The 26,445-nt window shown below is 64.8% G+C and carries 26 protein-coding genes; 14 read left to right on the top strand and 12 right to left on the bottom strand.

Annotated elements, in window-relative coordinates:
* Positions 1 to 10 precede the first annotated feature (10 nt).
* Both AC3WLM_RS10495 and AC3WLM_RS10490 read right to left on the bottom strand, forming a co-directional pair.
* Positions 11 to 955, bottom strand: a complete 945-nt coding sequence (locus AC3WLM_RS10495; protein WP_039336429.1) for a fumarylacetoacetate hydrolase family protein — start codon at positions 953 to 955, stop codon at positions 11 to 13.
* Positions 956 to 1,095: 140 nt separating this feature from the next.
* Complete coding sequence (locus AC3WLM_RS10490) at positions 1,096 to 1,779, bottom strand: spermidine synthase (protein WP_492477323.1); 684 nt, start codon at positions 1,777 to 1,779, stop codon at positions 1,096 to 1,098.
* A gap of 76 nt (positions 1,780 to 1,855) precedes the next feature.
* On the opposite strand from AC3WLM_RS10490, the gene AC3WLM_RS10485 reads away from it, so the two are divergent.
* From AC3WLM_RS10485 to AC3WLM_RS10465, 5 genes are all read left to right on the top strand, one after another.
* Positions 1,856 to 2,893: a hypothetical protein gene (locus AC3WLM_RS10485; protein ID WP_492477322.1), complete on the top strand. Its 1,038-nt coding sequence runs from the start codon at positions 1,856 to 1,858 to the stop codon at positions 2,891 to 2,893.
* 45 nt (positions 2,894 to 2,938) lie between these two features.
* On the top strand, positions 2,939 to 3,484 hold the full coding sequence (locus AC3WLM_RS10480) for a fasciclin domain-containing protein (protein ID WP_169745736.1): 546 nt from the start codon (positions 2,939 to 2,941) through the stop codon (positions 3,482 to 3,484).
* Between the two features lie 158 nt (positions 3,485 to 3,642).
* Positions 3,643 to 5,193: an acyl-CoA synthetase gene (locus AC3WLM_RS10475; protein WP_492477321.1), complete on the top strand. Its 1,551-nt coding sequence runs from the start codon at positions 3,643 to 3,645 to the stop codon at positions 5,191 to 5,193.
* Positions 5,194 to 5,207: 14 nt separating this feature from the next.
* Positions 5,208 to 6,500, top strand: a complete 1,293-nt coding sequence (locus AC3WLM_RS10470) for a cytochrome P450 (protein WP_492477320.1) — start codon at positions 5,208 to 5,210, stop codon at positions 6,498 to 6,500.
* Positions 6,501 to 6,540: 40 nt separating this feature from the next.
* The gene (locus tag AC3WLM_RS10465; RefSeq protein ID WP_492477319.1) at positions 6,541 to 7,026 is read left to right on the top strand and encodes an NUDIX domain-containing protein; all 486 of its coding nucleotides are present in this window, start codon (positions 6,541 to 6,543) and stop codon (positions 7,024 to 7,026) included.
* On the opposite strand, the gene dinB is transcribed toward AC3WLM_RS10465, so the two are convergent.
* Positions 7,005 to 8,141 (bottom strand): DNA polymerase IV, encoded by a 1,137-nt coding sequence (dinB, locus tag AC3WLM_RS10460; protein ID WP_492477318.1) that lies wholly within the window; start codon positions 8,139 to 8,141, stop codon positions 7,005 to 7,007. The genes AC3WLM_RS10465 and dinB overlap by 22 nt on opposite strands.
* 86 nt (positions 8,142 to 8,227) lie before the next feature.
* On the opposite strand from dinB, the gene AC3WLM_RS10455 reads away from it, so the two are divergent.
* On the top strand, positions 8,228 to 9,496 hold the full coding sequence (locus AC3WLM_RS10455) for a multidrug effflux MFS transporter (RefSeq protein WP_039336505.1): 1,269 nt from the start codon (positions 8,228 to 8,230) through the stop codon (positions 9,494 to 9,496).
* 146 nt (positions 9,497 to 9,642) lie between these two features.
* Here AC3WLM_RS10455 and AC3WLM_RS10450 read toward each other — a convergent pair whose 3' ends face one another.
* The 3 genes from AC3WLM_RS10450 to apaG all read right to left on the bottom strand — a co-directional run bounded on the left by AC3WLM_RS10450 (position 9,643) and on the right by apaG (position 12,942).
* Entirely contained in the window at positions 9,643 to 11,643 is a 2,001-nt protein-coding gene (locus AC3WLM_RS10450) for a putative bifunctional diguanylate cyclase/phosphodiesterase (protein ID WP_492477317.1), read from the bottom strand.
* Between the two features lie 90 nt (positions 11,644 to 11,733).
* Positions 11,734 to 12,531, bottom strand: a complete 798-nt coding sequence (locus AC3WLM_RS10445) for a LysR family transcriptional regulator (protein WP_039336417.1) — start codon at positions 12,529 to 12,531, stop codon at positions 11,734 to 11,736.
* A 12-nt stretch (positions 12,532 to 12,543) separates the two neighbouring features.
* Positions 12,544 to 12,942, bottom strand: a complete 399-nt coding sequence (apaG, locus tag AC3WLM_RS10440) for a Co2+/Mg2+ efflux protein ApaG (RefSeq protein ID WP_039336501.1) — start codon at positions 12,940 to 12,942, stop codon at positions 12,544 to 12,546.
* Between the two features lie 112 nt (positions 12,943 to 13,054).
* Here apaG and recO point away from each other — a divergent pair, with 112 nt between their 5' ends.
* From recO to AC3WLM_RS10420, 4 genes are read left to right on the top strand one after another with little or no spacing between them, the layout of a single operon-like run.
* Entirely contained in the window at positions 13,055 to 13,666 is a 612-nt protein-coding gene (gene recO / locus AC3WLM_RS10435) for a DNA repair protein RecO (RefSeq protein WP_039336415.1), read from the top strand.
* A 34-nt stretch (positions 13,667 to 13,700) separates the two neighbouring features.
* Positions 13,701 to 14,759, top strand: a complete 1,059-nt coding sequence (leuB, locus tag AC3WLM_RS10430) for a 3-isopropylmalate dehydrogenase (protein WP_492477316.1) — start codon at positions 13,701 to 13,703, stop codon at positions 14,757 to 14,759.
* A 12-nt stretch (positions 14,760 to 14,771) separates the two neighbouring features.
* Complete coding sequence (locus tag AC3WLM_RS10425) at positions 14,772 to 15,896, top strand: glycosyltransferase (protein ID WP_492477315.1); 1,125 nt, start codon at positions 14,772 to 14,774, stop codon at positions 15,894 to 15,896.
* A 1-nt stretch (position 15,897) separates the two neighbouring features.
* Positions 15,898 to 16,530 (top strand): DUF2238 domain-containing protein, encoded by a 633-nt coding sequence (locus AC3WLM_RS10420; protein ID WP_062347493.1) that lies wholly within the window; start codon positions 15,898 to 15,900, stop codon positions 16,528 to 16,530.
* Here the strand turns inward: AC3WLM_RS10420 and AC3WLM_RS10415 are convergent.
* Positions 16,514 to 17,836 carry a phospholipid carrier-dependent glycosyltransferase gene (locus AC3WLM_RS10415; protein ID WP_492477314.1) on the bottom strand — a complete coding sequence of 441 codons (1,323 nt, stop codon included), beginning with the start codon at positions 17,834 to 17,836 and terminating at the stop codon, positions 16,514 to 16,516. The genes AC3WLM_RS10420 and AC3WLM_RS10415 overlap by 17 nt on opposite strands.
* An 83-nt stretch (positions 17,837 to 17,919) precedes the next feature.
* On the opposite strand from AC3WLM_RS10415, the gene AC3WLM_RS10410 reads away from it, so the two are divergent.
* Together AC3WLM_RS10410 and AC3WLM_RS10405 are read left to right on the top strand one after the other, a co-directional pair.
* Positions 17,920 to 19,128: a trans-sulfuration enzyme family protein gene (locus tag AC3WLM_RS10410; RefSeq protein WP_492477313.1), complete on the top strand. Its 1,209-nt coding sequence runs from the start codon at positions 17,920 to 17,922 to the stop codon at positions 19,126 to 19,128.
* Positions 19,129 to 19,221: 93 nt separating this feature from the next.
* The gene (locus AC3WLM_RS10405) at positions 19,222 to 20,559 is read left to right on the top strand and encodes a PAS domain S-box protein (protein ID WP_492477312.1); all 1,338 of its coding nucleotides are present in this window, start codon (positions 19,222 to 19,224) and stop codon (positions 20,557 to 20,559) included.
* Positions 20,560 to 20,562: 3 nt separating this feature from the next.
* On the opposite strand, the gene AC3WLM_RS10400 is transcribed toward AC3WLM_RS10405, so the two are convergent.
* The 4 genes from AC3WLM_RS10400 to AC3WLM_RS10385 form a co-directional block, all read right to left on the bottom strand.
* Positions 20,563 to 20,844, bottom strand: a complete 282-nt coding sequence (locus tag AC3WLM_RS10400) for a hypothetical protein (RefSeq protein WP_039336404.1) — start codon at positions 20,842 to 20,844, stop codon at positions 20,563 to 20,565.
* 74 nt (positions 20,845 to 20,918) lie between these two features.
* A complete protein-coding gene (locus AC3WLM_RS10395) occupies positions 20,919 to 21,170 on the bottom strand; it encodes an accessory factor UbiK family protein (RefSeq protein WP_039336498.1) in 252 nt (83 codons plus the stop codon).
* Between the two features lie 75 nt (positions 21,171 to 21,245).
* On the bottom strand, positions 21,246 to 21,800 hold the full coding sequence (locus tag AC3WLM_RS10390) for a TspO/MBR family protein (RefSeq protein ID WP_492477311.1): 555 nt from the start codon (positions 21,798 to 21,800) through the stop codon (positions 21,246 to 21,248).
* Between the two features lie 123 nt (positions 21,801 to 21,923).
* A complete protein-coding gene (locus tag AC3WLM_RS10385; protein WP_492478116.1) occupies positions 21,924 to 22,715 on the bottom strand; it encodes a TlyA family RNA methyltransferase in 792 nt (263 codons plus the stop codon).
* A gap of 1 nt (position 22,716) precedes the next feature.
* On the opposite strand from AC3WLM_RS10385, the gene AC3WLM_RS10380 reads away from it, so the two are divergent.
* Both AC3WLM_RS10380 and AC3WLM_RS10375 read left to right on the top strand, forming a co-directional pair.
* Positions 22,717 to 23,271: a hypothetical protein gene (locus tag AC3WLM_RS10380; RefSeq protein WP_052242578.1), complete on the top strand. Its 555-nt coding sequence runs from the start codon at positions 22,717 to 22,719 to the stop codon at positions 23,269 to 23,271.
* Positions 23,272 to 23,730: 459 nt separating this feature from the next.
* The gene (locus AC3WLM_RS10375; protein ID WP_193827567.1) at positions 23,731 to 24,831 is read left to right on the top strand and encodes a branched-chain amino acid aminotransferase; all 1,101 of its coding nucleotides are present in this window, start codon (positions 23,731 to 23,733) and stop codon (positions 24,829 to 24,831) included.
* A 72-nt stretch (positions 24,832 to 24,903) separates the two neighbouring features.
* On the opposite strand, the gene AC3WLM_RS10370 is transcribed toward AC3WLM_RS10375, so the two are convergent.
* Entirely contained in the window at positions 24,904 to 26,358 is a 1,455-nt protein-coding gene (locus AC3WLM_RS10370; protein ID WP_039336399.1) for an OprO/OprP family phosphate-selective porin, read from the bottom strand.
* Positions 26,359 to 26,445 lie beyond the last annotated feature (87 nt).

The following is a 26,445-nucleotide window of genomic DNA, read 5'->3' as shown; positions in this document are numbered from 1 at the left end:
GGCGTTGTGGTCAGGCCTGCACGACCCTTTGGTGCAGGACACCGAACGGTGCGCGGCCCGAAGCATCGACCGCTTCCATCCGCACCGTATCGCCAAAGGCCATGAATGCGGTCCTGGGTTCGCCTTCGTCCAGCACTTCGATTCCGCGCCGCTCGGCAATGCAGGACGAGCCGATCTCGCGGAAGTTTTCGTTGGAGACCGTACCCGATCCGATCACCGTGCCCGCCACCAGATCGCGCGTGCGCGCGGCGTGGGCGACGAGTTCGTGGAAGCCAAAGCCCATCGCATGGCCATTGGCGGCGCCGAAGCGCTTCCCGTTCCAGTCGACCAGCAGGTCGAGGCAGACGCGTCCATCCCTCCACGCATCGCCGAGTTCATCGGGCGTCACGGCGAAGGGCGCCATTGCGCAGGCTGGCTTGGCACCGACCCAGCCGAAGCCGGTCTTCATTTCCGGCCCCGCGAGCGTGCGCAGCGACCAGTCGTTGATCTGAACGACAAGCCGGATGTGCTGCATCGCCTCGGCAGCGCCTGTCCCCATCGGCACGGCATCGACAATTACCCCGAACTCGCCCTCGAAATCGATGCCGAGGTCGGTCGAAGGGAAGCGCGCTTCGGTCCCTGTCGCCATGAAGGTATCGGACATGCCCTGGTACATCAGCGGCACGTCGGTCTTGGGCTTGGTGATCCCCAGCACCGCGTCCATCAGGTCCCCATGGCTCTGGAAGGCTGAACCATCCAGCCACTGCCAGGCACGGGGCAACGGTGCGAGCAGCCTTGCATCATCAAGCGCTTCGGGAAACGCGGCGATGGCCTGCAATGCCGGCGAGAACGCCTCCCAGCCCTCGACCAGTTCCTGCAAGGTCGCGGCCGGAGCATAGGCGAAGGCATCGCCTTGCGGCGAGACCACGATCAGCCGCCCGTCGCGAGTACCGTTGTCGATTGTGGCGAGGCGCATGTCATTCTCCCGATGCTGTCTTGCCCCGACGCCTAGTCCGCGCCGGGCGAGACAGCAAAGGAATGGTATTTATTGCCCGGCATAAACGCCGTGAATGAAACGTGAGCCTTCGCGTGCGCAGTCTCGCCCTGGGCTACCCCTCAAGCGCTGGCAAACCAGATCACGTGCTTTGCACCCTTGCCATTGGTGCGGGCGCGCACTTCCACTTCATCGACGTTGAATCTTGCTGCCTTGAGGCGCTGGGTGAAATTGGCATCCCTTGCCGCAGACCAGATCGCCAGCACGCCACCAGGGCGCAGTGCATCCATCGCCGTGCGCAGCCCGCGCATCGTGTAAAGCCGGTTGTTGCCCGCCCGCACCAGCCCATCAGGTCCGTTGTCGACATCGAGCAGGATGGCATCGTACCCGGTCCCGCCCACCGACAGCGCATTGGCCGAGATCACGTCGGCCACGTCGGTCATCACCAGCCGCACGCGCGGATCGCCGAGGCAGCCTGCTTCCAGTTCCGCCATCGGCCCCTTGGCCCACTGGATGATTTCGGGCACCAGTTCGGCCACGGTCACGTGCGCGTCGGCCGGAAGCTTCTCCAGCGCGGCGCGAAGGGTGAAGCCCATGCCATAGCCGCCGATCAGCATCGCCGGCCGCTGCGCCTTGGCAATCCGGGCGATGCTTTGCGTGGCGAGTGCAATCTCCGAACCGTTCTGCCGCGTGCTCATCAGTTCGTTGTGGCCGAGCACGATCATGAAATCGCGGTCGTGCCTGTAGAGCTTCAGCTCTTCACCATCGGGCACTCGAGCCGTGCCGAGAAGTTCGCGTGCTATCATCTCTGAAGCCCTAGTCTGCGGGAACCGCAGCCACAAGGCGCACGTTGCCTCAACCGACGGATTCGGAGACAAGACGATGCGCAAGATGATGCTCATGGCCGGTATCGCCGCTTTCGCGGCCAGTGCCCCGGCCCTCGCCCAAGGCAATGGGAACGGCAACGGAAACGGCCACAGCAAGGGCGGCGGCGGCCCGGCCAAGGCCGAGAAAATGGATCGCGGGGGCCAGAAAGGCCCCGAGAAGGCCAAGGGTCCTGACAGGGCGAAGGGCCCTGACAAGCGCGCCGAAATGCGCCCGGAAAAGTCCCGCGGCAACGACGCGCGGCAAATGCCCCAGCAGGCCATGCGCGGCAACAATGACAAGGACCCCGGGAAGGACTGGGGCCGCGACAACGGTGCGAAGGCTTTCGATAAGGTCGAACGCCAGGTCAACCGCGGCGGCGACGGCCGCGTTGACCGAGGGGACGACCGCAACGTCATCCGCGTGGCGAGCCGCCAATGGCAGGACGGCCGCTATCGTTACGACGACCGCCGCTTCCTGATTCCGGTCGCGAGCGATTGCCCTCCCGGCCTTGCCAAGAAGAACAACGGCTGCCTGCCGCCGGGCCAGGCCCGCCAGATCCGGGACTCGCGCAGTTGGGGTGACTGGTACCCGGTGCGCTACCTCGGCAACAACTATGACTGGCGCTACGGCAACGGCTACATGTACCGCGTCGGCAATGGCGGGCTGGTCTCGGGTATCGTGCCCCTGCTTGGCGGTGCGCTGTTCGGCGGGCAGGTCTGGCCCACGCAGTACAGCGACTACGCCGTACCCAGCTATTACGACCGCTATTATGGCTTCCGCGATGGCTATGACTATCGCTACGCACAGAACGCCATCTTCGAGGTCAATCCGCAGTCCAACGTGATCGAGGGCATTGCCGCGCTGCTGACGGGTGATCCGTGGGTAGTGGGCCAGCCGATGCCGGCCGGCTACGGCTTCTACAACGTACCCCCTGACTGGCGCGGCCGCTACGCCGACACGCCCGACAGCTGGTACCGCTATAGCGACGGCTACGTCTACGAAGTCGACCCGACCACCCAGCTGGTCCGCGCCGTGATCGAACTGATCGCCTGACCTGCACTCGAAGACACGAAGGGGATTTCCATGGTGCGCCATACGATGATGGGGACTGTGCTGGTCGCAGCGCTCGCCCTTGCCGGCTGCGGAAAGAGCGATGTGCCAGATGCCAAGAGCAGCGGCGCAGTCGCCGAGGCGTCGAGCAAGGACCTGTTCGATGCTCTCGACGACAGCAGCGATCTTTCGGAATCGGCCCGGCTGATCAAGGCAGCAGGGCTCGAGAAGACATTCGAGGGCGTCGGCAGCTACACCCTGTTCGCGCCGACCAACGAAGCGATCAAGGCCTTGCCCGAAGCCGATCGCAAGGCGCTGGAAAGCGAGGACGGCAAGGTGCAACTCCTCGCTCTCGTCAGCCAGCACCTCTCGCCGGGCTATGTCGCGCGGGCCGATCTGGAGCAGGGTATCGAGCGCGCCAACGGCACGGTGCGCCTCGCCAGTCTCGGCGGGCAGCCTCTCACGCTCACCCGCAGCGGCGACACCATTCGCCTCGGCAGCGGAGACGACGCGCCGAGACTGGTTGGCGAACCGATCGTCGCCCGCAACGGCGTGATCTATCCGATCGACCGCGTCCTGCCCGCGCCACAGTAACGGCCTTGGCCGATGATTCCGCTGTGAAAGGATCGGGCAAGAATTGCAGCAAGGTGGTGCAACCGGACTCGCAAATCCCGGTTGCACCCCTTAACTGATCGGTTAAGCTTCCTCGCAAATGGCGGCCTGAGTCCGCCAATTGCGAGAGGACGAGGCCGGTGCATTTCCACCCCAAGTATCATGCCGCCCGCAATCCCGATCGCGCCGCTGTGATCATGGGCGGCAGCGGCGAGGTGGTCACCTATGCGCAGCTCGAGGCCAAATCGAACCAGTTCGCGCAGCTGCTGCGCTCGCGCGGGCTCCAGATCGGCGATACGATCGCACTGTGCCTTGAAAATCGGGCCGATTTCTTCGCTCTGGCCTGGGGCGCGCAGCGGGCAGGCCTCGTCTACGTCGCCGTCTCGTGCCGCCTAGCCGCGCCCGAGATTGCCTACATCGCGCACGACAGTGGCAGCCGCCTGCTGATCGGTTCGGCATACACCGCCCCGGTGCTCGACGAAGTGGCAAAGCTGGCCCCTGAGGTGCCGCATTTGCGCTTCGATACCGAAGGCCCCCTTTCACTCGACGCCGCGCTGGCGGCGCAGCCTGCCACGCCCATCGCGGACGAGCGCGCCGGCTGCGACATGCTCTATTCCTCGGGCACCACGGGCAAGCCCAAGGGCGTGCGCATTCCGCTTCCCGAAGACCCCGAGATCGGCGCAGTCAATTCGCTGATCGGCATTGCGAACCAGGCCTTCGGCATCACCGGCGATGCGGTCTATCTCTCGCCCGCTCCGCTCTACCACGCCGCGCCATTGCGCTGGTCGATGACCATTCACCGCATGGGCGGCACCGTGGTCGCGATGGAGAAGTTCGATCCCGAGCATGCCCTCGAACTGATCGAGAAGTACAAGGTCACCGACAGCCAGTGGGTGCCGACGCACTTCGTGCGCATGCTCAAGCTGCCCGATGACGTCCGCACGAAGTACGATATCTCCAGCCTCAAGTGCGCGATCCATGCCGCTGCGCCCTGCCCGGTGCCGGTAAAGCAGGCGATGATCGCGTGGTGGGGGCCGGCCTTGCGCGAATACTACGCCGGCACCGAAGGCAACGGCTTCACCTTCATCGCCAGCGAGGACTGGCTGCAGCGTCCCGGCTCGGTCGGTCGCGCGATTCTTGGCACGATCCGCATCTGCAACGAGGAGGGCGACGAGGTTCCGCCGCGCACCGAAGGCCAGGTGTTCTTCGAAGGCGGCAATGCCTTTACCTACCACAACGACCCCGACAAGACGCGCGACGCCACCAACAAGCACGGCTGGACCAGCCTTGGCGATGTGGGCTGGGTCGACGAGGACGGCTACCTCTTCCTGACCGACCGCAAGAGCTTCATGATCATTTCGGGTGGAGTGAACATCTACCCGCAGGAGATCGAGAACCTGCTTGTCACTCATCCCAAGGTGGCCGACGTCGCCGTGATCGGCGCGCCCGATCCCGACATGGGCGAGAAAGTCGTTGCGGTCGTCCAGCCGCGCGACATGGCCGAGGCTGGTCCGGCACTTGCAGCCGAGCTGACCGAGTGGCTGAACCCGCAGCTTTCGCGCGTGAAGATGCCGCGCCAGATCGACTTCCGCGAGGAGCTGCCCCGCGAACCCACCGGCAAGCTGTTCAAGCGCCTGCTCCGCGACGAATACAAGCAGGCCTACGAAGCCGCGCAAGCGGCCACGGTCTGAGGGAGGACAGGACAATGTCAAGCGTTCCAGTGGTTCCGGCTGAGGTGGGCCGCGCCGTCATCGACCCCAAGTCCTATGGCACCTGGGACCCGTTGCTCGACCAGTTCGATGCCCTTCGCGCCAAGGCGCCCGTGGCCCGGGTCGTCGCGCCGCAAGACGAGCACGAGCCGTTCTGGCTGGTTTCGGGCTTCGACGAAGTGATGAAGGTCAGCAAGGACAATGCGACTTTCCTCAACCGGCCCAAGTCGGCCGTCTTCACCCTGCGCGTCGGAGACATGCTGGCCCGCTCGATCACCGGCGGGAGCCCGCATCTGGTGGATTCGCTCGTCGCCATGGACGCGCCCAAGCACCCGAAGCTGCGCCGCCTGACGCAGGACTGGTTCATGCCCAAGAACCTGTCGAAGCTCGATGGCGAGATCCGCAAGATCGCCAACGAATCGATCGACCGGATGCTGGCGGCGGGCGAGGAAGGCGATTTCATCCCGCTGGTCGCTGCGCCCTATCCGCTCCACGTCGTCATGCAGATCCTCGGCGTGCCGCCCGAGGACGAGCCGAAGATGCTGTTCCTGACCCAGCAGATGTTCGGCGGGCAGGACGAGGACATGAACAAGTCCGGCATCAAGGACCTGCCGCCCGAACAGATTTCGCAGATCGTCGCCGGCGCAGTGGCAGAGTTCGAGCGCTACTTTGCCGGACTTGCTGCCGAGCGCCGCCAGAACCCCGGCGAGGACGTCGCCACGGTGATCGCCAATGCCGTGATCGATGGCGAACCGATGAGCGATCGCGATACGGCAGGCTATTACATCATCGTCGCCAGCGCCGGGCACGACACCACCTCGGCCTCCTCGGCAGGGGCCGTGCTTGCCCTTGCCCGCGATCCTGACCTGTTTGACCGCGCCAAGGCCGACCGCACCCTTTTGCCCGGCATCGTCGAGGAAGCGATCCGCTGGACCACACCGGTTCAGCACTTCATGCGCACCGCCGCACGCGACACCGAGCTTGGTGGCCAGCAGATCGCCGAAGGTGACTGGCTGATGCTGAACTACGTCGCGGCCAATCACGACCCCGCCCAGTTCCCGGAACCGCGCAAGTTCGACGCCACAAGGCCAGCGAACAGACACGCCGCCTTCGGCGCTGGCTCGCACCAGTGCCTCGGCCTGCACCTCGCCCGCCTGGAAATGCGCATCCTGCTCGATGTGCTGCTCGACCGGGTGGAGAGCCTCGAACTGGCGGGAAGCCCGCGCCGCGTGAATTCAACCTTCGTCGGCGGGTTCAAGGCGCTGCCGCTGCGCTGGAAGGCGGCGTAACCGGGGTGACAACCGGCAGCACCAGCCTCACAATGGGCTGGTGCTGCACTTCCTTCCCGGCCCGCTCCACCGCACCCTGCTGCGCACTGCCCATGCCGCGCGGCTGTGGTACTGGCGCATCACGCGCAAGCGCGTCCGCGGCTGCAACGTGATCGCCGCCAATGCCGCAGGCGAAGTGCTGCTCGTCCGGCACAGCTACCACGCGCGCGACACGTGGATGCTGCCAGGCGGAGGGCTGGGCCGTGACGAGCGCCCTGAAGTGACAGCCTCTCGCGAACTGTTGGAGGAGACCGGCTGCATCCTTGATGCGCCGCGTCACCTTGGCACGGTGGTGCTGGACCGCAAGGGCTGGACCAATGCGATCGAACTCGTCGTCGGGACGACAGGGGACCTGCCCGCCGCCGATGGCCGCGAGATCGAGGAAGCACGCTTCTTTGCGGCCGAGGCGCTCCCGGCAAACACCAGCGGCCCGGTGCGAGAGATAGTTGCGCGCTGGCTGGCCGATCAGAACGGCAGTTCGGCCTGAAGCACCGTCGCTGCGGCGCCCTCGTCGCCTTCCTCGGCCTCTTCGCCTTCCAGCGCCGAGAGCGTCAGCCCCATCAGGCGGATCGGCTTGGGCAGCGGCAATTGCGCATCGAGCAGGTCGCGGGCGAGTGCGGCAAACTCCTCCTTCCCTGCGATCGGGCGCGGCAGGGACCTGGCGCGCGTGCAGGGGGTGAAATCGTTGAACTTCATCTTGAGCGTTATCGTTCGCCCGGTTGCCCCGCTGCGCGCGATCCGCTCCCACACGATCTCGATGATCCGCTCCAGTGTCTCGCGCAGCGCGGGGCCGGAGGAGATGTCCCGCTCGAACGTCCGCTCGCCGCCGACCGACTTGCGCGGCCGGTCTGCCTTGACCTGCCTGAGGTCGATCCCCCGTGCCGCGCGATAGAGATAGTCTGCCGAACTCCCGAAGTTGGCGCGCAGGAAAGCCAGGTCCTTGGCCCTCAAGTCAGCGCCGGTCTCTATGCCCAGCCTGGCCATCTTCTCAGCGCCGCGCGGCCCGATGCCATGGAAGCGCCGCACCGGAAGCGAGCCGACGAACTGCGCCCCTTCGCCCGGACGGATCACGCAGAGGCCATCCGGCTTGTTCTGGTCGCTGGCGAGCTTGGCGAGGAACTTGTTGTAGGACACCCCGGCGCTTGCCGTAAGGCCGGTCTCGGCCCTGATGCGCTGGCGGATCAGCTCGGCGATACGCGTGGCCGAACCGATCCCGCGCACATCATCGGTCACGTCGAGGTAGGCCTCATCCAGCGAGAGCGGCTCGACGTGCGGCGTGAAGTGCAGGAAAACGCTGCGGATCTGCTGCGACACTGCCTTGTAGACATCGAAGCGCGGTTTCCTGAAGATCAGGTCCGGGCACAATTGCACCGCACGGGCCGAGGGCATGGCCGAACGCACCCCGAACTTGCGCGCCTCGTAGCTTGCCGCTGCCACCACGCCGCGCCCGGACGATCCGCCGACCGCCACGGGCAGGCCCCTAATCGAGGGATCGTCGCGCTGCTCGACGCTGGCGAAGAAGGCGTCCATGTCGACATGGATGATCTTGCGCAAGGCAATCGCCTGACGGTCAGGCTCGTCCTGGTCTCGCGCAAATTCCATGTGCCCACGATACTCCGTTTCGCATTGCAACATAAACCCGGTTTTGGGGGATGGGATTTGAAGCCATTCTCGTTCAAAGGGTGATTATGCCCGCTAACGATTCCAACACCCTGCGCGCGCCGCGCACGATGGGCGAGCGCGAGACCATCGCGATGATGGCGCTCGTCATGGCGATGCAGGCGCTCGCCGTCGATGCCATGCTGCCCGCGCTTGGCGACATTGCGACGGATCTTGGCGTTGCCGATCCCAACCGCCGCCAGCTGGTGGTCGGCACGTTCCTGCTCGCCTCGGGCTTTGCCTCACTGCTCCCGGGTTCGCTGGCGGATCGCTATGGCCGCCGCCCGGTCCTGCTGACCTGCATGGCGATCTACATCCTGTTTTCGCTGGCCTGCGCGCTCGTCACTTCGTTCGACGGCATGCTGGCGATGCGCGTGGGGCAAGCGATCGGCTGCGGCGGGCTTGCCGTTCTGCCCGGTGCCATCATCCGCGATCGCTTCTCGGGCGATCAGATGGCCAAGCAGATGTCGATCATCTCGGTGATCTTCATGGTCGTGCCGATGCTTGCGCCGAGCATTGGGCAGGTCGTGCTGCTGTTTGCCGGGTGGCGCTGGATCTTCGTGCTGCTGGCCGTTCTGGCCACGGGCATGGCGGCATGGCTGTATATCCGCCTGCCTGAGACGCTGCACCCCGAATATCGCCAGGCGATCCGCCCGATGACGATCGCGAAGAACATGGGGCACGCTGCCACCAACCGCTCGGCCATCGGCTACGTGCTGGGCGGTTCGCTCACTTTCGGGGCGATGATCGGCTATGTGAACTCCTCGCAGCAGCTCGTCGGCGAACACTTCGGCGCGGGCAAGATGTTCCCCGTGCTGTTCGGCTTTTCGGCGCTGATGATGGCCTGCGCCAGCTTCTCCAACTCGCGCATCGTCGAGCGCTTCGGCGCGCGCCGCGTCTCGCACACGGCGGTAATCGCGTTCATCCTCGTCAGCGCGCTGCAGACCTTCTCCTCGAGTCTGGAAGGGCAGACGCTGTGGCAGTTCATGCCGCTGATGATCACGAACATGATCCTGATCGGCTTCATCGGCGCGAACTTCGGCTCGATCGCGCTGCAGCCGTTCGAACGCACGGCAGGGAGCGCCAATTCGATGCACGCCTTCCTGCGCATGGTGATCGGCTCGGTCATCGGGATCTTCGTCGGCCAGGCCTACGACGGCACGGCGCATCCGCTGGCGCTCGCGCTGCTGTCAGCAGGCGTGCTCAGCCTGCTGCTGGTGCTGTTCAGCGAAAAGGGGAAACTGTTCCGCCGCCTGCACCCGCCGGGCACGCCGCGCCCGATCGTGCTGGAGCATTGATCTGAACCTCGCCACCGGCGAGGTTCGTGCGGCACCGGCCCGCTCCCCCGCCCGGCCACCCACGCAAGTATCCTGAATGGGTGGCCGGGCGGGGGAGCGGGCCGGTGCCGCAAGATTCGAAACGCCAGTTTCGGATCAAAGAACTCTCAGGCGCGCAGGCTCAAGGCATTATCCGAGATCAGCGCCAAGGCTTCTGCTGCGGGTTGCGGCCGCCCCAGATGATACCCCTGCATGAGCCGGATGCCCAGAGCGCGGGCCGTGCTGGCCTGCGCTTCGTCCTCGACGCCCTCGATCGTGCAGTCGATGCCAAGCTGCCAGGCAAGTGAAACGATCGTACCGACGAGGGAACGCGCACCCGGGTCGGTGGCGAGGGCGCGGGACAGTTCCTGATCGATCTTGATCATGTCGAGCGGCAGGCTGTGCACCTGATTGAGACTTGACCAGCCCGCGCCAAAATCGTCCAGCGCGATGCGGAAACCGCGCGCGCGGAATGCCAGCAATTGTGCTTCGGCGCGCTTGGGATCTTCGAGCAGGGCCCGTTCGGTAACCTCCAGGATGATCGAATGCGGCGGCGCCCCATGGTCTTCCACCAGGCGCGCTAGAGCTTCGGCCGTGCCAGTCCGCATCACGTCGCGGGGGCTGAGGTTGATCGCCAGCCAACGTCCGTACTTCCACGCCGGGCATTCGGCCAGGGCGCGCGCCATGACCGTGCGGGTCAGTTCGCCGGTCCGCCCCGTCGCTTCGGCAAGCGACATGAATTGCCCCGGTGCCAGCCAGCGTTCGCCATCGGGGCTCCAGCGCACAAACGCTTCGAGGCCGATCACGCCGCCGCTCTCGGCATCGAGGATTGGCTGGTAGACGAGCTTGAGCCGGTCGGCGAGATTGCTTTCGTTGAACAGGCGGGTGATTGCAGCGCGATCCTGCAGCTCGGCCTCGTCGTCCGGGCTGAAGACGACGACGGCGCCATCGGAAAGCTCCTTGGCCTTGTAGAGCGCGGCGTCGGCCCGTTCGAGGCAATCGCTGACGCTGCGCCCGTCCATGCGATGGACGCCAATGGAGCCGGAAAAGCGCAGCACTGCACCGCCGTGCAGCACCGGGGCGCGCAGTGAATCTGAAAGCGCCGTACCGATCGCAAAGGCGGCTGCGTGATCAAGCGAGGGGTCGAGCACCACGGCGAATTCATCGCCTCCAAGCCGACCGAAGCAGCGCACACGCTCCATTCCGCCAAGCCGATTCGCCACGGCCTGGAGCACGGCATCGCCTGCCGCGTGGCCATAGGTATCGTTGATGTGCTTGAACCCGTCGAGGTCGATCAAGGCAAGCCATGCCCGTTGCACGCCCCTGCCGCTGCGTTCGATATCCTCGGCCAGCCGATCGAGGATGGCGCGACGGTTGAGACCCCCGGTCAGCGGATCGATGGTTGCCTGGAGCAGGTTCTCCTGCGCCAGCCGCGCCGCTTCGCGCTCTCGCCGGGTCAATTGCTGACGCGACAGTTCAAGCCGCACGAAATCGCGGTGGTGGCCGTTGGTGATCAGCAGCAGCAAGGTCGTCACCACCACTTGCACCAGCACGACCATCACCGCATTCGGATGCCCGCTGAAGAGGATCTGGCCAGTGGTCGGGATCGTTGTCGCAATCGCGATGCGCAATGCCGTCATGGGCGAATGGCCGAGGCCGAGAATCCCGGAAAACAGCGTAACGGCAAAGATATAGTGGATGAAGGATTGCGCTTCCCAATCACCATGGACGTAGAGCGCCATGCCCCACAGGGCGAACAGGAAACTGGCGAATGCTCCCAGCCAGCTCATCGAGGCGAGATCACGCCGGAGAACCGCCGTTGCACGCCGCTCGACCGCTGCCGGTCGCCAGTAATATGCCCGCCACAGCGCAAAGCCGCCGAGGAATATCGGCCCCGGCGCGATCAGCCAGACGGGCGCGATATGGCGAAACCGGAATGCCACAAGCAGCATGTCGAAGACGACGACGAGATAGAGAAGAGGCAGGCGATGCGACAGGCTTCGCGCATAGGCGAGCGTGAAGTTGTCGCCCTCGCGCTGCTGCCAGCTTGAAGAGAAAGGACGCGCATTACGCAGCGGACGGCCGAAGCGCCGTCCGCGAGCGACAAGACTGCGCAACCCGGTAAACATGGCTGCGCGGATAGCACCAAGGCAGTTAACAGCGCGTAAGGGTCAATTCCGAATCGGGTCTATCTGGCGTGGCAAATCATCGCCTTAGCTTTACGCGGAAAGCGCCGCGACCAGCTCCTTGACCTTCTTTTGCCGCCACTGCGGCAGGGGTGCGACGAGCCAGTAACCCTTGCGTGATGTCACGGGTTCGCCCTGCACGACCACGCGGCCCATGCCGATCGCATTGTCGACCAGTTGATAGGGCACGTGCGCCCGGCCCAGCCCGGCGCTTGCTGCGCTGATCGCGGTTCCGGCGTCGCCGACCGAGAAGCCGACATCGCCGCCGCCCGGTGCAGGATCGCCGGGCCAGCCGATCCACGGGCAATCGGGCGCGGCATCGGGCGCGGCCACCGTCACCATCAGCGGCTGGCCCAATGCGATGCCTTCCAGTTCGCCCGGCCCCTCGGCCCAACGCACCGCAAGGTCGAGATTGGCTTCGGTGAAGTCGATATCGGCATCGCCTCCCACGAGCGAGAAGCGCATCTGCGGATTGCCGGCGCGAAACGCCGCAAGGCGGGGTGACAGCCACGCGGCGAAGAAGTCGCGCGGGCAGGCGATCGTGTAGACATGGCTCGATTGCCCGGCCTGCATCGCCTGCACGCCTTCTTCAAAGCGCAGGAAGCCTTCGCGGATCGCATCGAGACCGGCAATCGCCTCGTCGGTGAGTTCAAGGCCCTTCGAAGTGCGGCGGAACAGCACGACACCGAGCAGGTCTTCCAGCGCGCGGATCTGCTGCCCGACCGCCGCCGGCGTCACCGCCAGTTCGTCGGCGGCGCGCGTGAACGAGAGGTGCCGGGCCGCAGCGTCAAGCACGCGCAGGCCATTGAGAGGGAGATGGGTCCGCTTCATTGCGAACCGGATTTAGTTCGCCGGAGCCGGTGCCGCCAGAGGAAAGAACGGAATCGCCACATCGAACAACGAGCCATCGGCACGCTGCATCGTGTAATGGCCCTCCATGCTGCCATGGTGGGTGCCAAGCGGGCAGCCGGAGACGTAGTCGTGGCTCTGCCCCGGCTGCAGGACGGGCTGTTCGCCGACGACGCCATCGCCATCGACGAAGTTGATCATGCCCCGCCCGTCGGTGATCCGCCAATGGCGCGACAGCAGTTGCACCGGCTGGTCGCCGTCGTTCTCGAGACGGATATGATAGACCCAGAACCATTTGCCTGCTTCCACCCGCGACTGTTCGGGGAGGAAGTTCACGGCGACTCGCACCGTGACGCCTTCGGTGATGGCGGCATGCTGGAAGAGCTGCTTCATGCCCATCAAACTATCGCAAACCGCCAGATGTTCCAACGCCGATGTGCAACTTTGTGCCGCCTGCCCATGAAGGCATTGCCCAAAAAGGGTGGCAGGCGCAGAGGATGATGCAATGCTGATCCGCGCCCCTGCCATTCTCTGCTCGGTCCTGCCCAACGGCGAACACGGCGCGATCATCCGCGTGCTGACCGCCGACCACGGCCTTGCCGCCGCCTATGTCGCCGGGGCGCGGGGGCGCGAACTGCGGCCCGTGCTGATCCCGGGGAACCTGATCGAGGTTGAAGTGCGCTCACGCACGGCTTCGCAACTGCCATCTGCCCGCGTCGAGCTCGTGGCAAGTCGGGGGCCGTGGCTGTCAGAACCACTGCCCAGCGCGGGGATCGGCTGGGCCTGCGCGCTGACGGCAGCGACCTTGCCCGAAGGCCACCCTTACCCGGTGCTCTACGAGTCGCTCGTCGCCTTGCTCGATGCGATCTGCCATGCGCCCTCGGCCCGAGGATGGGCACGGGTCCTGGCTGGCTACGAAGTACTGCTGCTGCGCGAGGTCGGATATGGCACGGCCCCAGCCCCTCCGCCAGACGAGCAATGGCCCGATCTGCTGGCCCGTCTGGAGCGTCAGGGCAAGGCCATCGCCAACCGCCTGCTTGCCGATCGCACGCGCGATGTTATGGGGGCGCGCGCGATTCTGCTCGGCCGCCTGAGAAGGATTGGCTTCGACGCATAAGCGGCGAGCGAGTGCAGGGACGAAGGGGTATTTCATGAAGATTGCGGTTCTGCCCGGTGATGGCATCGGTCCCGAGGCGACGCGTGAAGCGGTCCGCGTGATCGAAGCGCTCGGCCTGCCCGACATCGAGATGAAGGAAGCCCCGGTCGGCGGCGCGGCCTACAAGGCCTATGGCCACCCCCTTCCGGCGGAGACTCTGGAGATCGCGCGCCTTTCCGATGGCATCCTGTTCGGTGCGGTAGGCGATCCCGATTGCGATTCGCTCGAACGCCACCTGCGCCCGGAACAGGCGATCCTTGGCCTGCGCAAGGAACTGACGCTGTTCGCCAACCTGCGTCCGGCCAAGGTCTTTGCCGGCCTCGAAGGACATTCCGCCCTGCGCCCCGAGGTGGCCGGTGCGATCGACATGGTCATCGTGCGTGAGCTGAATGGCGACGTCTATTTCGGCGAAAAGGGCTTCCGCACTGCCGCCAACGGTGACCGCGAGGGCTACGACGTCATGTCGTACAACGAATCCGAAGTGCGCCGGATCGCCCATGTCGGCTTCCGCACCGCGATGGGCCGCGCCAAGCGCCTGTGCTCGGTCGACAAGGCCAACGTGCTCGAAACCAGCCAACTGTGGCGCGACGTGGTGATCGAGGTGGCCAGGGAATATCCCGAGGTCACGCTCGAGCACATGTATGTAGACAACGCCGCTATGCAGCTCGTCCGCGCGCCGGGCAAGTTCGACGTCGTGCTGACCGGCAACCTGTTCGGCGACATTCTCTCGGACCAAGCCTCGATGTGCGTAGGCTCGATCGGCCTGCTTGCCTCGGCTTCGCTCGGCGAGCGCCAGACCGCGCACGGCACCTTCGGCCTTTACGAGCCGATCCACGGTTCGGCCCCCGACATCGCTGGCCAGGGTCTTGCCAATCCGATGGCAACGATCCTTTCGGCGGCGCTGCTGCTGCGCCACTCGCTGGGGCTGGCAGAAGCGGCAGACCGGGTGGAGGCCTCCGTGGCCAGGACTCTGGCCGATGGCGTGCTGGGTCGCGATCTTGGCGGTAGCGCCGGGACGACGGAAGTAGGTGACGCGGTGCTCGCAAGGCTCTAAAGGCCCCGTCCGATGCTCCAGCTAGCCGTTATCCTTCCGACCTATCGTGAACGCGCGAACATCGCGCCGATGGTCGCGCGTCTCGACGCTGCGCTGCAGGGCGTGGCGTGGGAAGCGATCTTCGTTGACGACAACAGCCCCGATGGCACCGCCGACGAGGCGCGCCGCATTTCGCTTACCGATCCGCGCGTCCGCGTGATCGAGCGGATCGGTCGCCGCGGCCTTGCCTCGGCTGCGATCGAGGGCATGTGCGCCACGGCTGCCCCGATCGTCGCGGTGATGGACGCTGACCAGCAGCATGATCCCGAACTGCTGCCCAAGATGCTCGCTGCGGTCGAAAGCGGCGAGTATGACCTCGCTTATGCCTCGCGCTTTGCGGAAGGTGCGAGTACCGAGGAATGGGGCCGTCCCGACCGCGTCAAGGCGTCGGGCCTGGCCAACCGCATCGCCAACAAGGTGACCGGCGTCGAACTGTCGGACCCGATGAGCGGCTATTTCATGCTTCGCACCGAAACGCTGCGCGCGGACGCGCACCGTCTGTCCGGCGTCGGCTTCAAGATCCTGCTCGATATCCTTGCGACGGTCGACCGCCCGCTCAAGGTCAAGGAATTCCCTCTCAACTTCGTCGCCCGCATCGAGGGCGAGAGCAAGCTGGACCAGACCGTAGTGTTCGAATTCCTCGTAGGCCTGTACGACAAGTGGCTCGGCCGCATCATCCCGACACGCTTCGCGCTGTTCGGCACCGTAGGCGCCATGGGTGTCGCGGTGCAACTGGGCGCGCTGTGGGTGCTGCTCAAGGTCATTGCCGGCGAACGCTTCGTCTATGGCAACTGGTCGGAAAGCGCGACCTTCAACACCGCCAACACGCTGGCGGCGATCATCGCCATGACCTTCAACTTCGTGCTCAACAACGAGCTGACCTATTCCGACAAGCGCCTGCGCGGCTTCGGCCCGCTGCTGCGCGGGTGGGCGCAGTTCGGCCTGACTTGTTCACTGGGCCTGCTGACCAACGTCGGTTCGGCTGCCGTGCTCAAGACCATCGGCTTCCACAGCGTGGTCGCGGTGACCGTCGGCATCGTGCTCGGCTCGGTGTGGAACTTCGCGCTGTCCTCGCGCTTCGTCTGGGGCAAGTACTGATTTGCGCGCGGTCGCGGGGCTTCCGGGACCGCAAGCGCTTCTGCTCGGGTTGACCGGCGCAGGGGCTCTGTTCAGCCTGATCGATACGCCTTACCCGGCACTCGCGCCGCTCCAGAACCTGCCGACGCTGTTCATCGTTGCCATGCTCTGGCTCGCGCTGCGTCGTTGGCCCATGCCGACCAGCGCGATCATGTGCATCGCGGCATTCATGGCGCTGCACACCATCGGCGGGCGCTACATCTACTCGTACGTGCCCTACGAGCAGTGGCTGGGCGCACTTGGCCTGCCCTCGATCGACCATGCTTTCGGCTTGGGTCGCAATTCATGGGACCGGCTCGTTCATTTCAGCTTCGGCGCCTTGTGGGCCTGGCCCATCGCCTGCTGGCTTGCGCGCCATCGCGGGCTTTCGCCTGCGCTGGCCACCTACATCGCGGTGGAGTTCGTGCTGGCAGGCAGCGCGCTTTACGAAATCTTCGAGTGGCAGCTTACCGTGGTCATGGCCGGGCCGGATGCAGATGCGTATAACGGGCAGCAGGGCGATGTGTGGGACCCGCAGAAGGACATGGCGCTTGCCGGGCTTGGCGCTCTGACCACCGCAGTCTGGTTACGGCTGCGCGCTATTTCCAGCTATTGAGCCAGGTGTAGTCCCGGTAGGAATCCTTGCGCGGCAGTTCGCCTGCCGAAAGGATCGGGTAGAAGCCGATAAACAGCCCGAACGACAGCACCAGCGTCACCTTGGTCGGCCAGCGCAGGCCCAGATCCCACCACTCGCCCAGGACCAGCGCAAGGGCGGCCAGCAGGAAGCAGCTGGCCAGCATGTAATGGTAGTAGAACTGCACCGGCTTGCCGTTGATCGCCCAGAAGCCGACGAGCAGGACATAGGCGGCGAAGACCAGCAGGTGGAGCCGCTTTGCCCCACCCTTCATGCCTTTGAACCCGTCCCACGCACAGAACAGCAGCGCGGGCAGCCCGGCGAGCATCGTGAACGGATTGCCGATCATCAGCACACCACGCTGCGCACCATCGACCTCTTCATAAAGGAACCAGATCGCCCGGATGTTGGCCACCCACTGCCACCACACGCTCATGTAGGTGTGCGGCTTCTTCACGCTGTCCTGCAGTTCCAGCATGTATTGCTGCCAATGCCACAGCCCGCCTACGGTCATCGGCTGCTTTTCATAGAAGAAGGCGGGCAGGAAGGTGGCAAGATAGACCACCACCGGGACCACCCCCAGCCATAACGCCGCCTCGACCAGCGAGACACCTGGCACCGGTCCGGCCTCGCGCGAGGCCCACAGAAGGCCACTCCTCCTGCCCTTCAGCGCCTCCCAGCGGTTCAGTGCAAAGACCAGTCCCGGCAGCGGCAGCAGAAGCGCGCCATTCCACTTTGCGCCCAGCGAAAGCCCCATGAATACGCCCGCCAGCAGCAGGTGAGACCGCGCCAGCAAGGCCCTGCCGGAAGGATTGCGCCAGGCGAGCGCCCATTGCCACATGGCCAGCGCCATGAACCCGGCCATCGCCATGTCGAGCAGGGCAATCCGCGACATCATGAACCAGATGAAGTCCGTTGCCAGCAGCAGGCCGAACAAGACCGTGGCCGAACGGGAAAAGCTCGCCCACCACAGCGCCCGCATCATTGCCCAAAGCCCGAGCCCGCCAAGCACGGCCGAGGGGAAGCGCCAGCCGAACGGGGTATCGCCGATCAGCTGCATCGACCAGGCGATCAGCTGCTTGGCCAGCAGGGGATGCTCAGGGTTCAGCCGCGACGTCAGGTCGATCAGCCGCCTTGCCGCGGGCAGGTAATGCACCTCGTCGAACATCGGCTTTGACGGAATGCCGAGCCGGTGCAGCACGAGGAGGAAGAACGCGGACGCGATGACCGCGCACCAGAATGCAGGGTCTTTCTCGCGCGGGGCTGCGGTCTGGAACTGTTGCGTCATGCGTCCTGACCGATAGGGCGCGCAGGGCCGCTTCGCAATCCCGCCGCTTGCGCGCAGCCGTCCGGAAAACTAAGGCGGCTGGCATGAAGAGAACTGCTGGCCAGGACCGTTCGATCACGCAGAAGTGGCGTCCCGCAACGCAAGCCGTGCGCGGAGGCACGTGGCGTTCGGAAATGGGCGAAACGTCCGAAGCGCTGTTCCTCACCTCCGGCTTTACCTACGACGATGCCGCAACGGTTGCCGCACGCTTCGCCGGCGAGGCGGAAGGCATGACCTATTCGCGCCTGCAGAACCCCACGGTGCAGATGCTGGAAGAGCGCATCGCCCTGATGGAAGGAGCCGAGGCGTGCCGCACGCAGGCCACCGGCATGGCGGCGATGACCACCGCCCTGCTCTGCCAGCTTTCGGCCGGGGACCACATCGTCGCCGCCAAGGCCGCATTCGGTTCGTGCCGCTGGCTGGTCGACAACCTGCTGCCGCGCTTCGGCATTACCGGCACCACGATCGACGCTTCGGACAACGCTGCGTGGGAAGCCGCAATCAGGCCGAATACCAAGGTGTTCTTCTTCGAAAGCCCGGCGAACCCGACGATGGACATTGTCGATCTCGAATTCGTCTGCGCGCTCGCCAAACGCCACGGCATCACCACCGTGGTTGACAACGCCTTTGCCACCGCTGCTCTGCAGCGCCCGATGGACTTCGGCGCGGATGTCGTCGCCTATTCAGCCACGAAGATGATGGATGGCCAGGGCCGCGTCATGGCTGGCGCGGTGTGCGGTTCGGCGGAGTGGATCAACAACGTCCTGCTGCCGTTCCAGCGCAACACCGGTCCGAACATCGCCGCGTTCAACGCCTGGGTCGTCCACAAGGGCCTCGAAACGCTTGACCTGCGCATCCACCGCCAGAGCGAGAACGCGCTCAAGGTGGCGAGCTTTGTCGAAGCCCGCGTGCCCCGTCTGCTCTATCCGTTCCTGCCCAGCCATCCGCAGTACGAACTGGCGAAAAAGCAGATGAAGGCGGGCGGCACCATCTTCTCGTTCCACCTCGATGGTGGGCTGAAGCAGGCCCACGCCGTTCTAGATGCGCTGCAATTGATCGACATCTCGAACAACATCGGCGATTCGCGCTCGCTGATGTGCCATCCGGCCTCGACCACGCATTACGGCGTCGGCCCGGAAACCCGCGCCGACATGGGCGTGGGCGAAGGCATGCTGCGCCTCAATGTCGGCCTTGAGGACCCCGATGACCTGATCGAGGATCTCGACCAGGCCCTGCGGGCCGCGGGTTTGTGAAACCATCTGCCTGAAATTGCGCCAATTCGGTTGCATCGCGCCACCCTTGCCGTAAATAGGCAGCCGGGTGGGGTCGCAACGGAGCAAGCTGCTTTGCTGGCCGAGGCCCATCTATCTGCCATAATCCAGTCTTCCGATGATGCGATCATCAGCAAGGACCTGCAAGGGACAGTCCTGAGCTGGAACCCGGCGGCCACGCGCATCTTCGGATTTGCGGAAGCGGACATGATCGGCCAGTCGATCCGGCGCCTGATCCCGGAAGATCGGCAGGCCGAAGAAGACGATATCCTTGCTCGCATAGCGCGTGGGGAGCGGGTGAAGAGCTTCGACACCGTCCGCCAGCGCCAGGACGGAGCCCTCATCTCCGTCTCGCTCACGGTCTCACCGATCTACGACCAGGCAGGAAAGATCGTCGGCGCAAGCAAGATCGCCCGCGACATCACCGCTCGCGAGGAAGGCCAGCGCGCCTTGCGCGAAAGCGAGATGCGCTTCCGCATGCTGGCCGACAACATCACCCAACTGGCATGGGTTGCCGACCGGTCCGGTTGGATAGGTTGGTACAACAAGCGCTGGTATGACTACACCGGCCTTGCAGAAGGCGATTGCGACGGCTGGGGCTGGGATCAGGTCCATCACCCGGACCACCTCGAAAGGGTCCTTGCACACTTCAAGACCAGCATAGAATCCGGGGTGGAGTGGGAGGACACCTTCCCTTTGCGATCGGGCGACGGGGAATACCGCTGGTTCCTGTCGCGCGCGCTACCCATTCGCGACGCTTCGGGCGCGATCCTCTACTGGTTCGGCACCAATACCGATGTGACCGACATGCTCGAGAAGGAAGAGCAGATTCGCGTTCTCCTGATGGAGGTGAACCACCGCTCGAAGAACCTGCTTGCCGTCGTTCAGGCCCTTGCCCGCCGTTCGGGCTGCAAGGACCCGGATTTCCTGCACCGCTTCGAACGCCGCCTCGCCAGCCTCTCGGCCAATCAGGACTTGCTGGTCCGACGCGGCTGGTCGACCATCCTCATGGATGAGCTGGCCGAGGCCCAGTTGGCGATACTGGGGCGCGAGGCGCGGGCGCAGATCGAATTGCGTGGAGCCTCGATTCCCCTCAGCCCCCGCAGCGCCGAGATCATCGGCATGGCGTTGCACGAGCTTGCCACCAATGCGCTCAAGTACGGCGCCCTGGCCGCGCCGGCAGGCAAAGTCGTGCTGTGCTGGGAGGAAACCGCAGATCGCTTCGTCATCGACTGGCGTGAGAGCGGCGTGCCCCTGATGTGCGTGCCGACGCATCACGGGTTCGGTACCACGCTGATGCGGCATATCCCGGCCCGAAGCCTCGATGCCGAAGTGACCATCGATTACGCGCCGACCGGGTTGCACTGGCGGCTGGATTGCTCGCTCGCCACGGCAAGGATGCTGGAAAGCTGAACCTCAGGCGGCGCGCCGGCCTTCACAGTGTTCTGCTTCTACCTCGGCCTTGGAAGTTGCCTCTTGCTTGTCCTGCGTGATCAGGCGGTTTTCCGCCCGCCCCATTGTCCAGTTCTTGCCGAGACGGACCTTGCTGTTGGGCGCACACCAGATCTCGCCCGACTCATCGAGCGCCGTGACCCAGATGAGATTGTGCTCCTGGCCATAGTCGATCATCCCGATCGCATAGCCATCGCCCTTGCCCAGCACGTGCAAGGGAATTGTCGGATTGAGTTGCGTAAACACGGTTGTCTTCCTGCAGTGCGCCGTCGGGCGCCAACTTGATGCAGGTTAAATCCGCGAAACGGGAAACGGGTTCCTCACTCGCCCTTTGAGGCAGCCTCAAGCGCGGCGATGCGGGCCTTGAGCGCTTCCACTTCCTCACGCGCGGAAGCAGCCAGTTCCTTGACCGCGTCGAATTCCTCGCGGCTGACGAAATCGAGGCCTCCGAAGATTTCCTTGGCCTTCTCGCGCGCGTTTTCGCCCGCCTCGCGGCCCATGCCCGCAATCGTTCCCGCCGCGCTGTTCAGCAGCTTGACGAAGTCGGCGATCATCGGGTTTTCACTCTGCATGGGCTTGGGTCCTGGCTGGCATTCGGTTCCCGCTATGTGGGCCGCCATCAAGCCTTGCGCAAGTGGCCGGACAGGTCAGATTTCGACGCGCTCGGTCGTCACGGTGCCGAATGCGCCATCGGCATCGGGGTTCAACCGGCCGAACTCGAACGTCAGCACCGAAGCGAAGCAGACCCACGCGAGATATGGCAGCAGCAGCATGCCCGCGACCGGGCGCACGCGCCAGAACAGTACCACCATCAAGACGATCGCCACGGCCATGGCAACGGTGATCCAGAACGCCACCGTGATCTGGTGCAACGCGAAGAACGTAGGGGACCAGGCGAGGTTGATGAGAAGCTGGACCACGAACATCGCGACGGCAATGCCACGACCCGCCGCGCCGCGTGCCGAGAGAACCATCGCCAGCGCCAGCCCCATCAGAACATAAAGGACTGTCCAGACGATTCCGAAGGCAGCCGGCGGTGGATAGATCGACGGCTTGACCAGCGCATCGAACCACGGGTTGCCAGGGCCGCTGCCCGCAGCTTGTCCGGACAGAAACCCGAGAGCGACGACAAGGGGAATGGTGAACAGCGACCAGCGCAGAAGACTGGCGCGAAGCTGTCCCGAAGAGGCAAGATAGTTCATGGCACCCGCAAGCAACTGCGCAAAACGCGCGATTCGCCGGGGATATTGGCGAGGGGTTGCCTGCTCTGCAATCGGAAGTCGTCCCGCATTGCATCCCGCGCGGAGACACAATCCGGGGAAAACTCAGCAACGCAGCGCGGAAATCAGAAATTCGACGTTGCCTTCGGGTCCGGTGATCGGGCTCGGGACGATGCCCTGAACCTCCCAGCCTTCGCCTTCCAGCCAATCGCGCACCTCGCCGCAGACGCGTTCGTGAAGCGCGGGATCACGCACCACGCCGCCCTTGCCGACTTCGGCCTTGCCCACTTCGAATTGCGGCTTGATCAGCGCGACGAGGCGGGTCGGTCTCGTCGCCAGGGAGAGCGGCACTTCCAGCACCTTGCGCAAGGCAATGAAGCTGGCATCACAGACCACCCAGGTCGCTGGTCGATCGATGTGTCCCGGCGTGAGGATGCGCGCGCTGGTCTGTTCCAGTACGGTGACGCGCGGATCCTGGCGCAGCTTCCAGGCGAGCTGGTTGGTGCCCGAGTCCACGGCAAAGACGTGCTCCGCGCCGCCTTGCAGCAGTACGTCGGTGAAGCCGCCGGTCGAACTGCCGATGTCCATCGCGGTGACGCCGGATGGATCGAGGCCGAAATGCTCGATGGCGTGGGCGAGCTTGATGCCGCCGCGCGAGACCCAGGGGTGATCGCGTCCACGCACATCCAAGGCGGCATCGAGAGCGAGCGCCTGCCCGGCCTTGGCGATCCTGGTCTCGCCCGAGTAGACCAGCCCGGCAAGGATCAGGGCCTGCGCGCGCGCGCGGCTTTCGACCAAGCCCCGTTCGACGAGCAACTGGTCCACGCGAAGCTTGGATGCGCCGGGCTGTTTGGGGGGGCGGGTTGAGGTCACGGCGCGTTCCTTCCATAACTGCATCATGAAGATCAACCATGCACACCGCCCCCGCCTCGTTTTATCCGGTGCGCTGGCTTTCGTCCTGCCATTGGCCCTTTCCGCCTGCGCCGCGCCGACGGTGGTCCCGCAAGCCGCGCCGCCGCCGGCCCCTAGGCCAACCCAGGCACCGCCCCCGCCGCCACCTGCGCAGACTTTCAAGGACTGGCGCGATGCGCCACAGACCGTGGGCAACTGGCGCTATGAGCCGGGGGTCGCCCGTTTCGGCCCGGGCGACGCCACACTGTTCGCCATGGCCTGCAACCGCGCCGCAGGAACGATGAGCCTGATCCGCACCGGCACTTCCACCGTGCCGCTGCCGATGACGGTGGCAACCACCAGCGATATCCGCCCGCTTTCGGCCGATCCGGCGCCGCAGGGCCAGCCGCAACTGGTGGCAACGCTGCCCTCACGCGATCCGCTGCTGGATTCCATGGCGTTCAGCCGCGGTCGCTTTGCCATCGAGGTGAACGGCTTGCCGACGCTCTACCTGCCAGCCTGGGCCGAAGTGGGGCGGGTGATCGAGGATTGCCGGAAATAACGCGATCCGCCTGCATGGCCGCCTGCATGGCCAGTTGCCTATCCGGTTGCAGGGGTGACCATACTGCAGGCGCGAAGCGGAGATTGTGACGACAATTTTTTTTCGATCAAGTCTTGTTGTTTTGCCATGGATGAATCACATTCAGAACAAGGCCGGTGAGAATACAAACTCCCGGTCCAGCAGGCCCAACAGCCTGTGACTTTGGCTCAACAGCGCGAAAGGAGGTGATCCGATGTCTCATGGTTCAGCAGAGAGGTCGGTACAGTCCCGCGCGAGGCATTATCGCTGAGTTTCGATTAAGCGATAAAGGCTTCGTGGGCGGCACTTCCGGCCGCTGACCATGCGAAGGGCCGCTCGGATTGACCGACGCGGCCCTTCACATTTATTACATTCCCCTTGCCTTTCGCGCAATAATAGTTCACGGCGCTGCTTCCTCGATTCTAGCGCAAGGACTGCCCCATGGCGACGCTCGCCGACAACAGCCTCACTTTCACCAAGCATCCGCACCCGGCTCCGGTTGCTGCGGACGTGCGGGCGCAAGTGCTGGCGAACCCCGGCTTCGGCACCGCCTTCACCGATCACATGGTCGAGATCGACTACGCCGAGGGGACCGGCTGGCACGACGCTCGCGTCGTTCCCTATGGCCCCATCGCGCTCGATCCTGCGGCTGCAGTGCTGCATTATGCGCAGGAAATCTTCGAAGGGCTGAAGGCCTATCGCCTGGCCGACGGCGGCATCGCCCTGTTCCGTCCGGAAGCCAATGCGCAGCGCTTCAATGCGTCTGCGCGCCGCCTCGCCATGCCCGAACTGCCGGAAGAGCTGTTCGTCGATGCCGTGCGCCAGCAGGTGCTGGCCGACAAGGACTGGTTCCCTACTGTGGAGGGCGGCTCGATGTACCTGCGCCCGTTCATGTTCGCCAGCGAGGCGTTCCTGGGCGTGCGGCCTGCGAAGCAGTACAAGTTCATGGTGATCGCCAGCCCGGCCGGCAACTACTTCAAGTCGGGCGCGCCGGCGGTTTCGATCTGGGTTTCGGACTATACGCGTGCTGCGCCCGGCGGCACCGGCGCGGCCAAGTGCGGCGGCAACTATGCCGCCAGCCTCGTGCCCACCGCCGAAGCCTTCTCGCGCGGGCACGATCAGGTCCTGTTCCTCGATGCAGCTGAACACAAGTGGGTTGAGGAACTGGGCGGCATGAACCTGTTCTTCGTGTTCGATGACGGTTCGATCCTGACGCCTGAACTGACCGGCACGATCCTGCCCGGCATCACCCGTTCGAGCCTGCTCAAGCTTGCCGCCGAGGAAGGCCTGACCGTGCGCGAGGGCCGCTACAGCCTTGACCAGTGGAAGGCAGACGCGGCTTCGGGCAAGCTGATCGAGACGTTCGCCTGCGGAACCGCGGCGGTTGTCACGCCGGTCGGCAAGGTCGCCAGCCACGAGGGCGAGTTCACGATCGGTTCGGGCGGTCCCGGCCAGCTGACGCAGAAGCTGCGCGCCAAGCTCGTCGGCATCCAGCGCGGGGAGATTGCCGATACCCATGGCTGGGTGACGCGGATCGCCTGATAGCGAGACCTGAGAAAACGAAAAGGCCCGCCGATCCATGTGGAACGGCGGGCCTTTTTCATTGCGTCTGCCTCAGAAGTCGAACTGCGCCCGCATGCCGATGACGTCGGCGTTGTAATTGCGATCCGCACCTGCAGCGACCGCGGCATCCTTTAGCCAGAGATGGCCGTAGTCGACAATGAAGCGCACGTAGTCCGTCGGCACCCACAGCAAGGAGGCACCGACGAGCTGCTGGCGGCCGCCCAGCACGCCCCCACCAGCACCATCGACGTCGTTGAGGTCGAGCCAGTCATAGCGGGCGTTGACCTGCACCGCGCCAATGCCGCCCTTGTCTACACCGTTCTTCGGCTTGATCCGGGTCCAGGTGCCCTCGCTTGCCTTGTAGGGAAGCGTATCCCCCTTGGTCAGGAACACGCCCGCTTCGACATAGCCGCCGTTGAAGGTGGGGTCGGCAATCCCGGCCGGACGGTTGACCTTCATCCACTGCGATTCAGCAGTGAAATGCACCGGACCGCCGGTCCAGCCCAGTTCCACGCCGTAATTCGTTTCCGACAGCGCGCTGATCGCCTTGGTATCGACGAAGCGGATGTCGGTGGTGTGGGTGAACGGGCGCGCGCGATAACGCACGGTGGCGCTGCTGTCGTTGAGGTCGTGGTAGTGCGCCGAGCCGCCGATGTGCGCCTGGCCGCCGAACAGCCTGGGCTGCAAGGCAAAGCGGCTGTCGATGGAATAGCTGTTGTCGGTATCGGCGTTGAGGTCAGTGACGTTGTCGGAGAACACGCCGACTTGCGCCAGGACCATGCCCTTCTGGTACTGTGCAGAAAGGCCGAGGCGGCGCTCGAAACCGAAGGCGGTGTTGAACGCGGCGCGCTCCATGAAGCTGGTGAACAGGTCGGACTCGGTGTCCTCCATCGATTCGAACGGTTTGTGCTGGCCGATCGTGAGCGTAAGGTTCCTGATACCGGTATAGGTGAGGTAGACGTCGGTCGGATCGACACTGCTGTTGGCGATGTCCGCCTCGATACGGTAGCCGAAGTTGCCGGGAATGGTGCCGTCGAAGCCCAGGTAGGCGCGGCGGAATTCCGTGGCGAGGCCAAGGCTCTTGCTGCCTATGGACGACGGCGCGGAGACCGAGGCGGTGTCAATCTGCAGGCGGCCGCGCGGCTTGAAGCTCCACTTGCCGGCCTTGGGGTTCTTCGGGTCCACCGGGGCTTCAATCTTCGGCCCACCATCCCAGCTGATCGCGACTGGCGGCTTGCCCGAAGCGGTCGGCGCAGGGATTGCGGCGACGGCAGTGGCGGTCGCGTCGCTCTTGGCCCTGGCTTCGGCGAGCTGGCCCTGCAAGGTCTGGATCTGCGCCTGCATCGCGGCCATTGCATCCATCTGGCTCTGCATCTGCGCCTGCATCTGCTGAAGCTGGGCCTGCATGGCGGCAATATCCGCGTTCGAGGACGCGGCCTCAGCCGGGACAGCCCAGCCAGCGGCGCAGGCAAGAGCGGTGATCGAGACGCGCGTTGCAAACTTCATGACGAATCCTTGAGCCTACCGGTTTGCGGCCAAATATGTCTGTAGTGTTACATTTTGTTGACGGTGGTTTTGCCGATTTGTCGCAAA

This window comes from Novosphingobium sp. FW305-C-30-35 (genome assembly GCF_058783135.1).
Note: the sequence above shows the minus strand (reverse complement) of the source record. Positions and strands in the feature narration are given on the sequence as shown.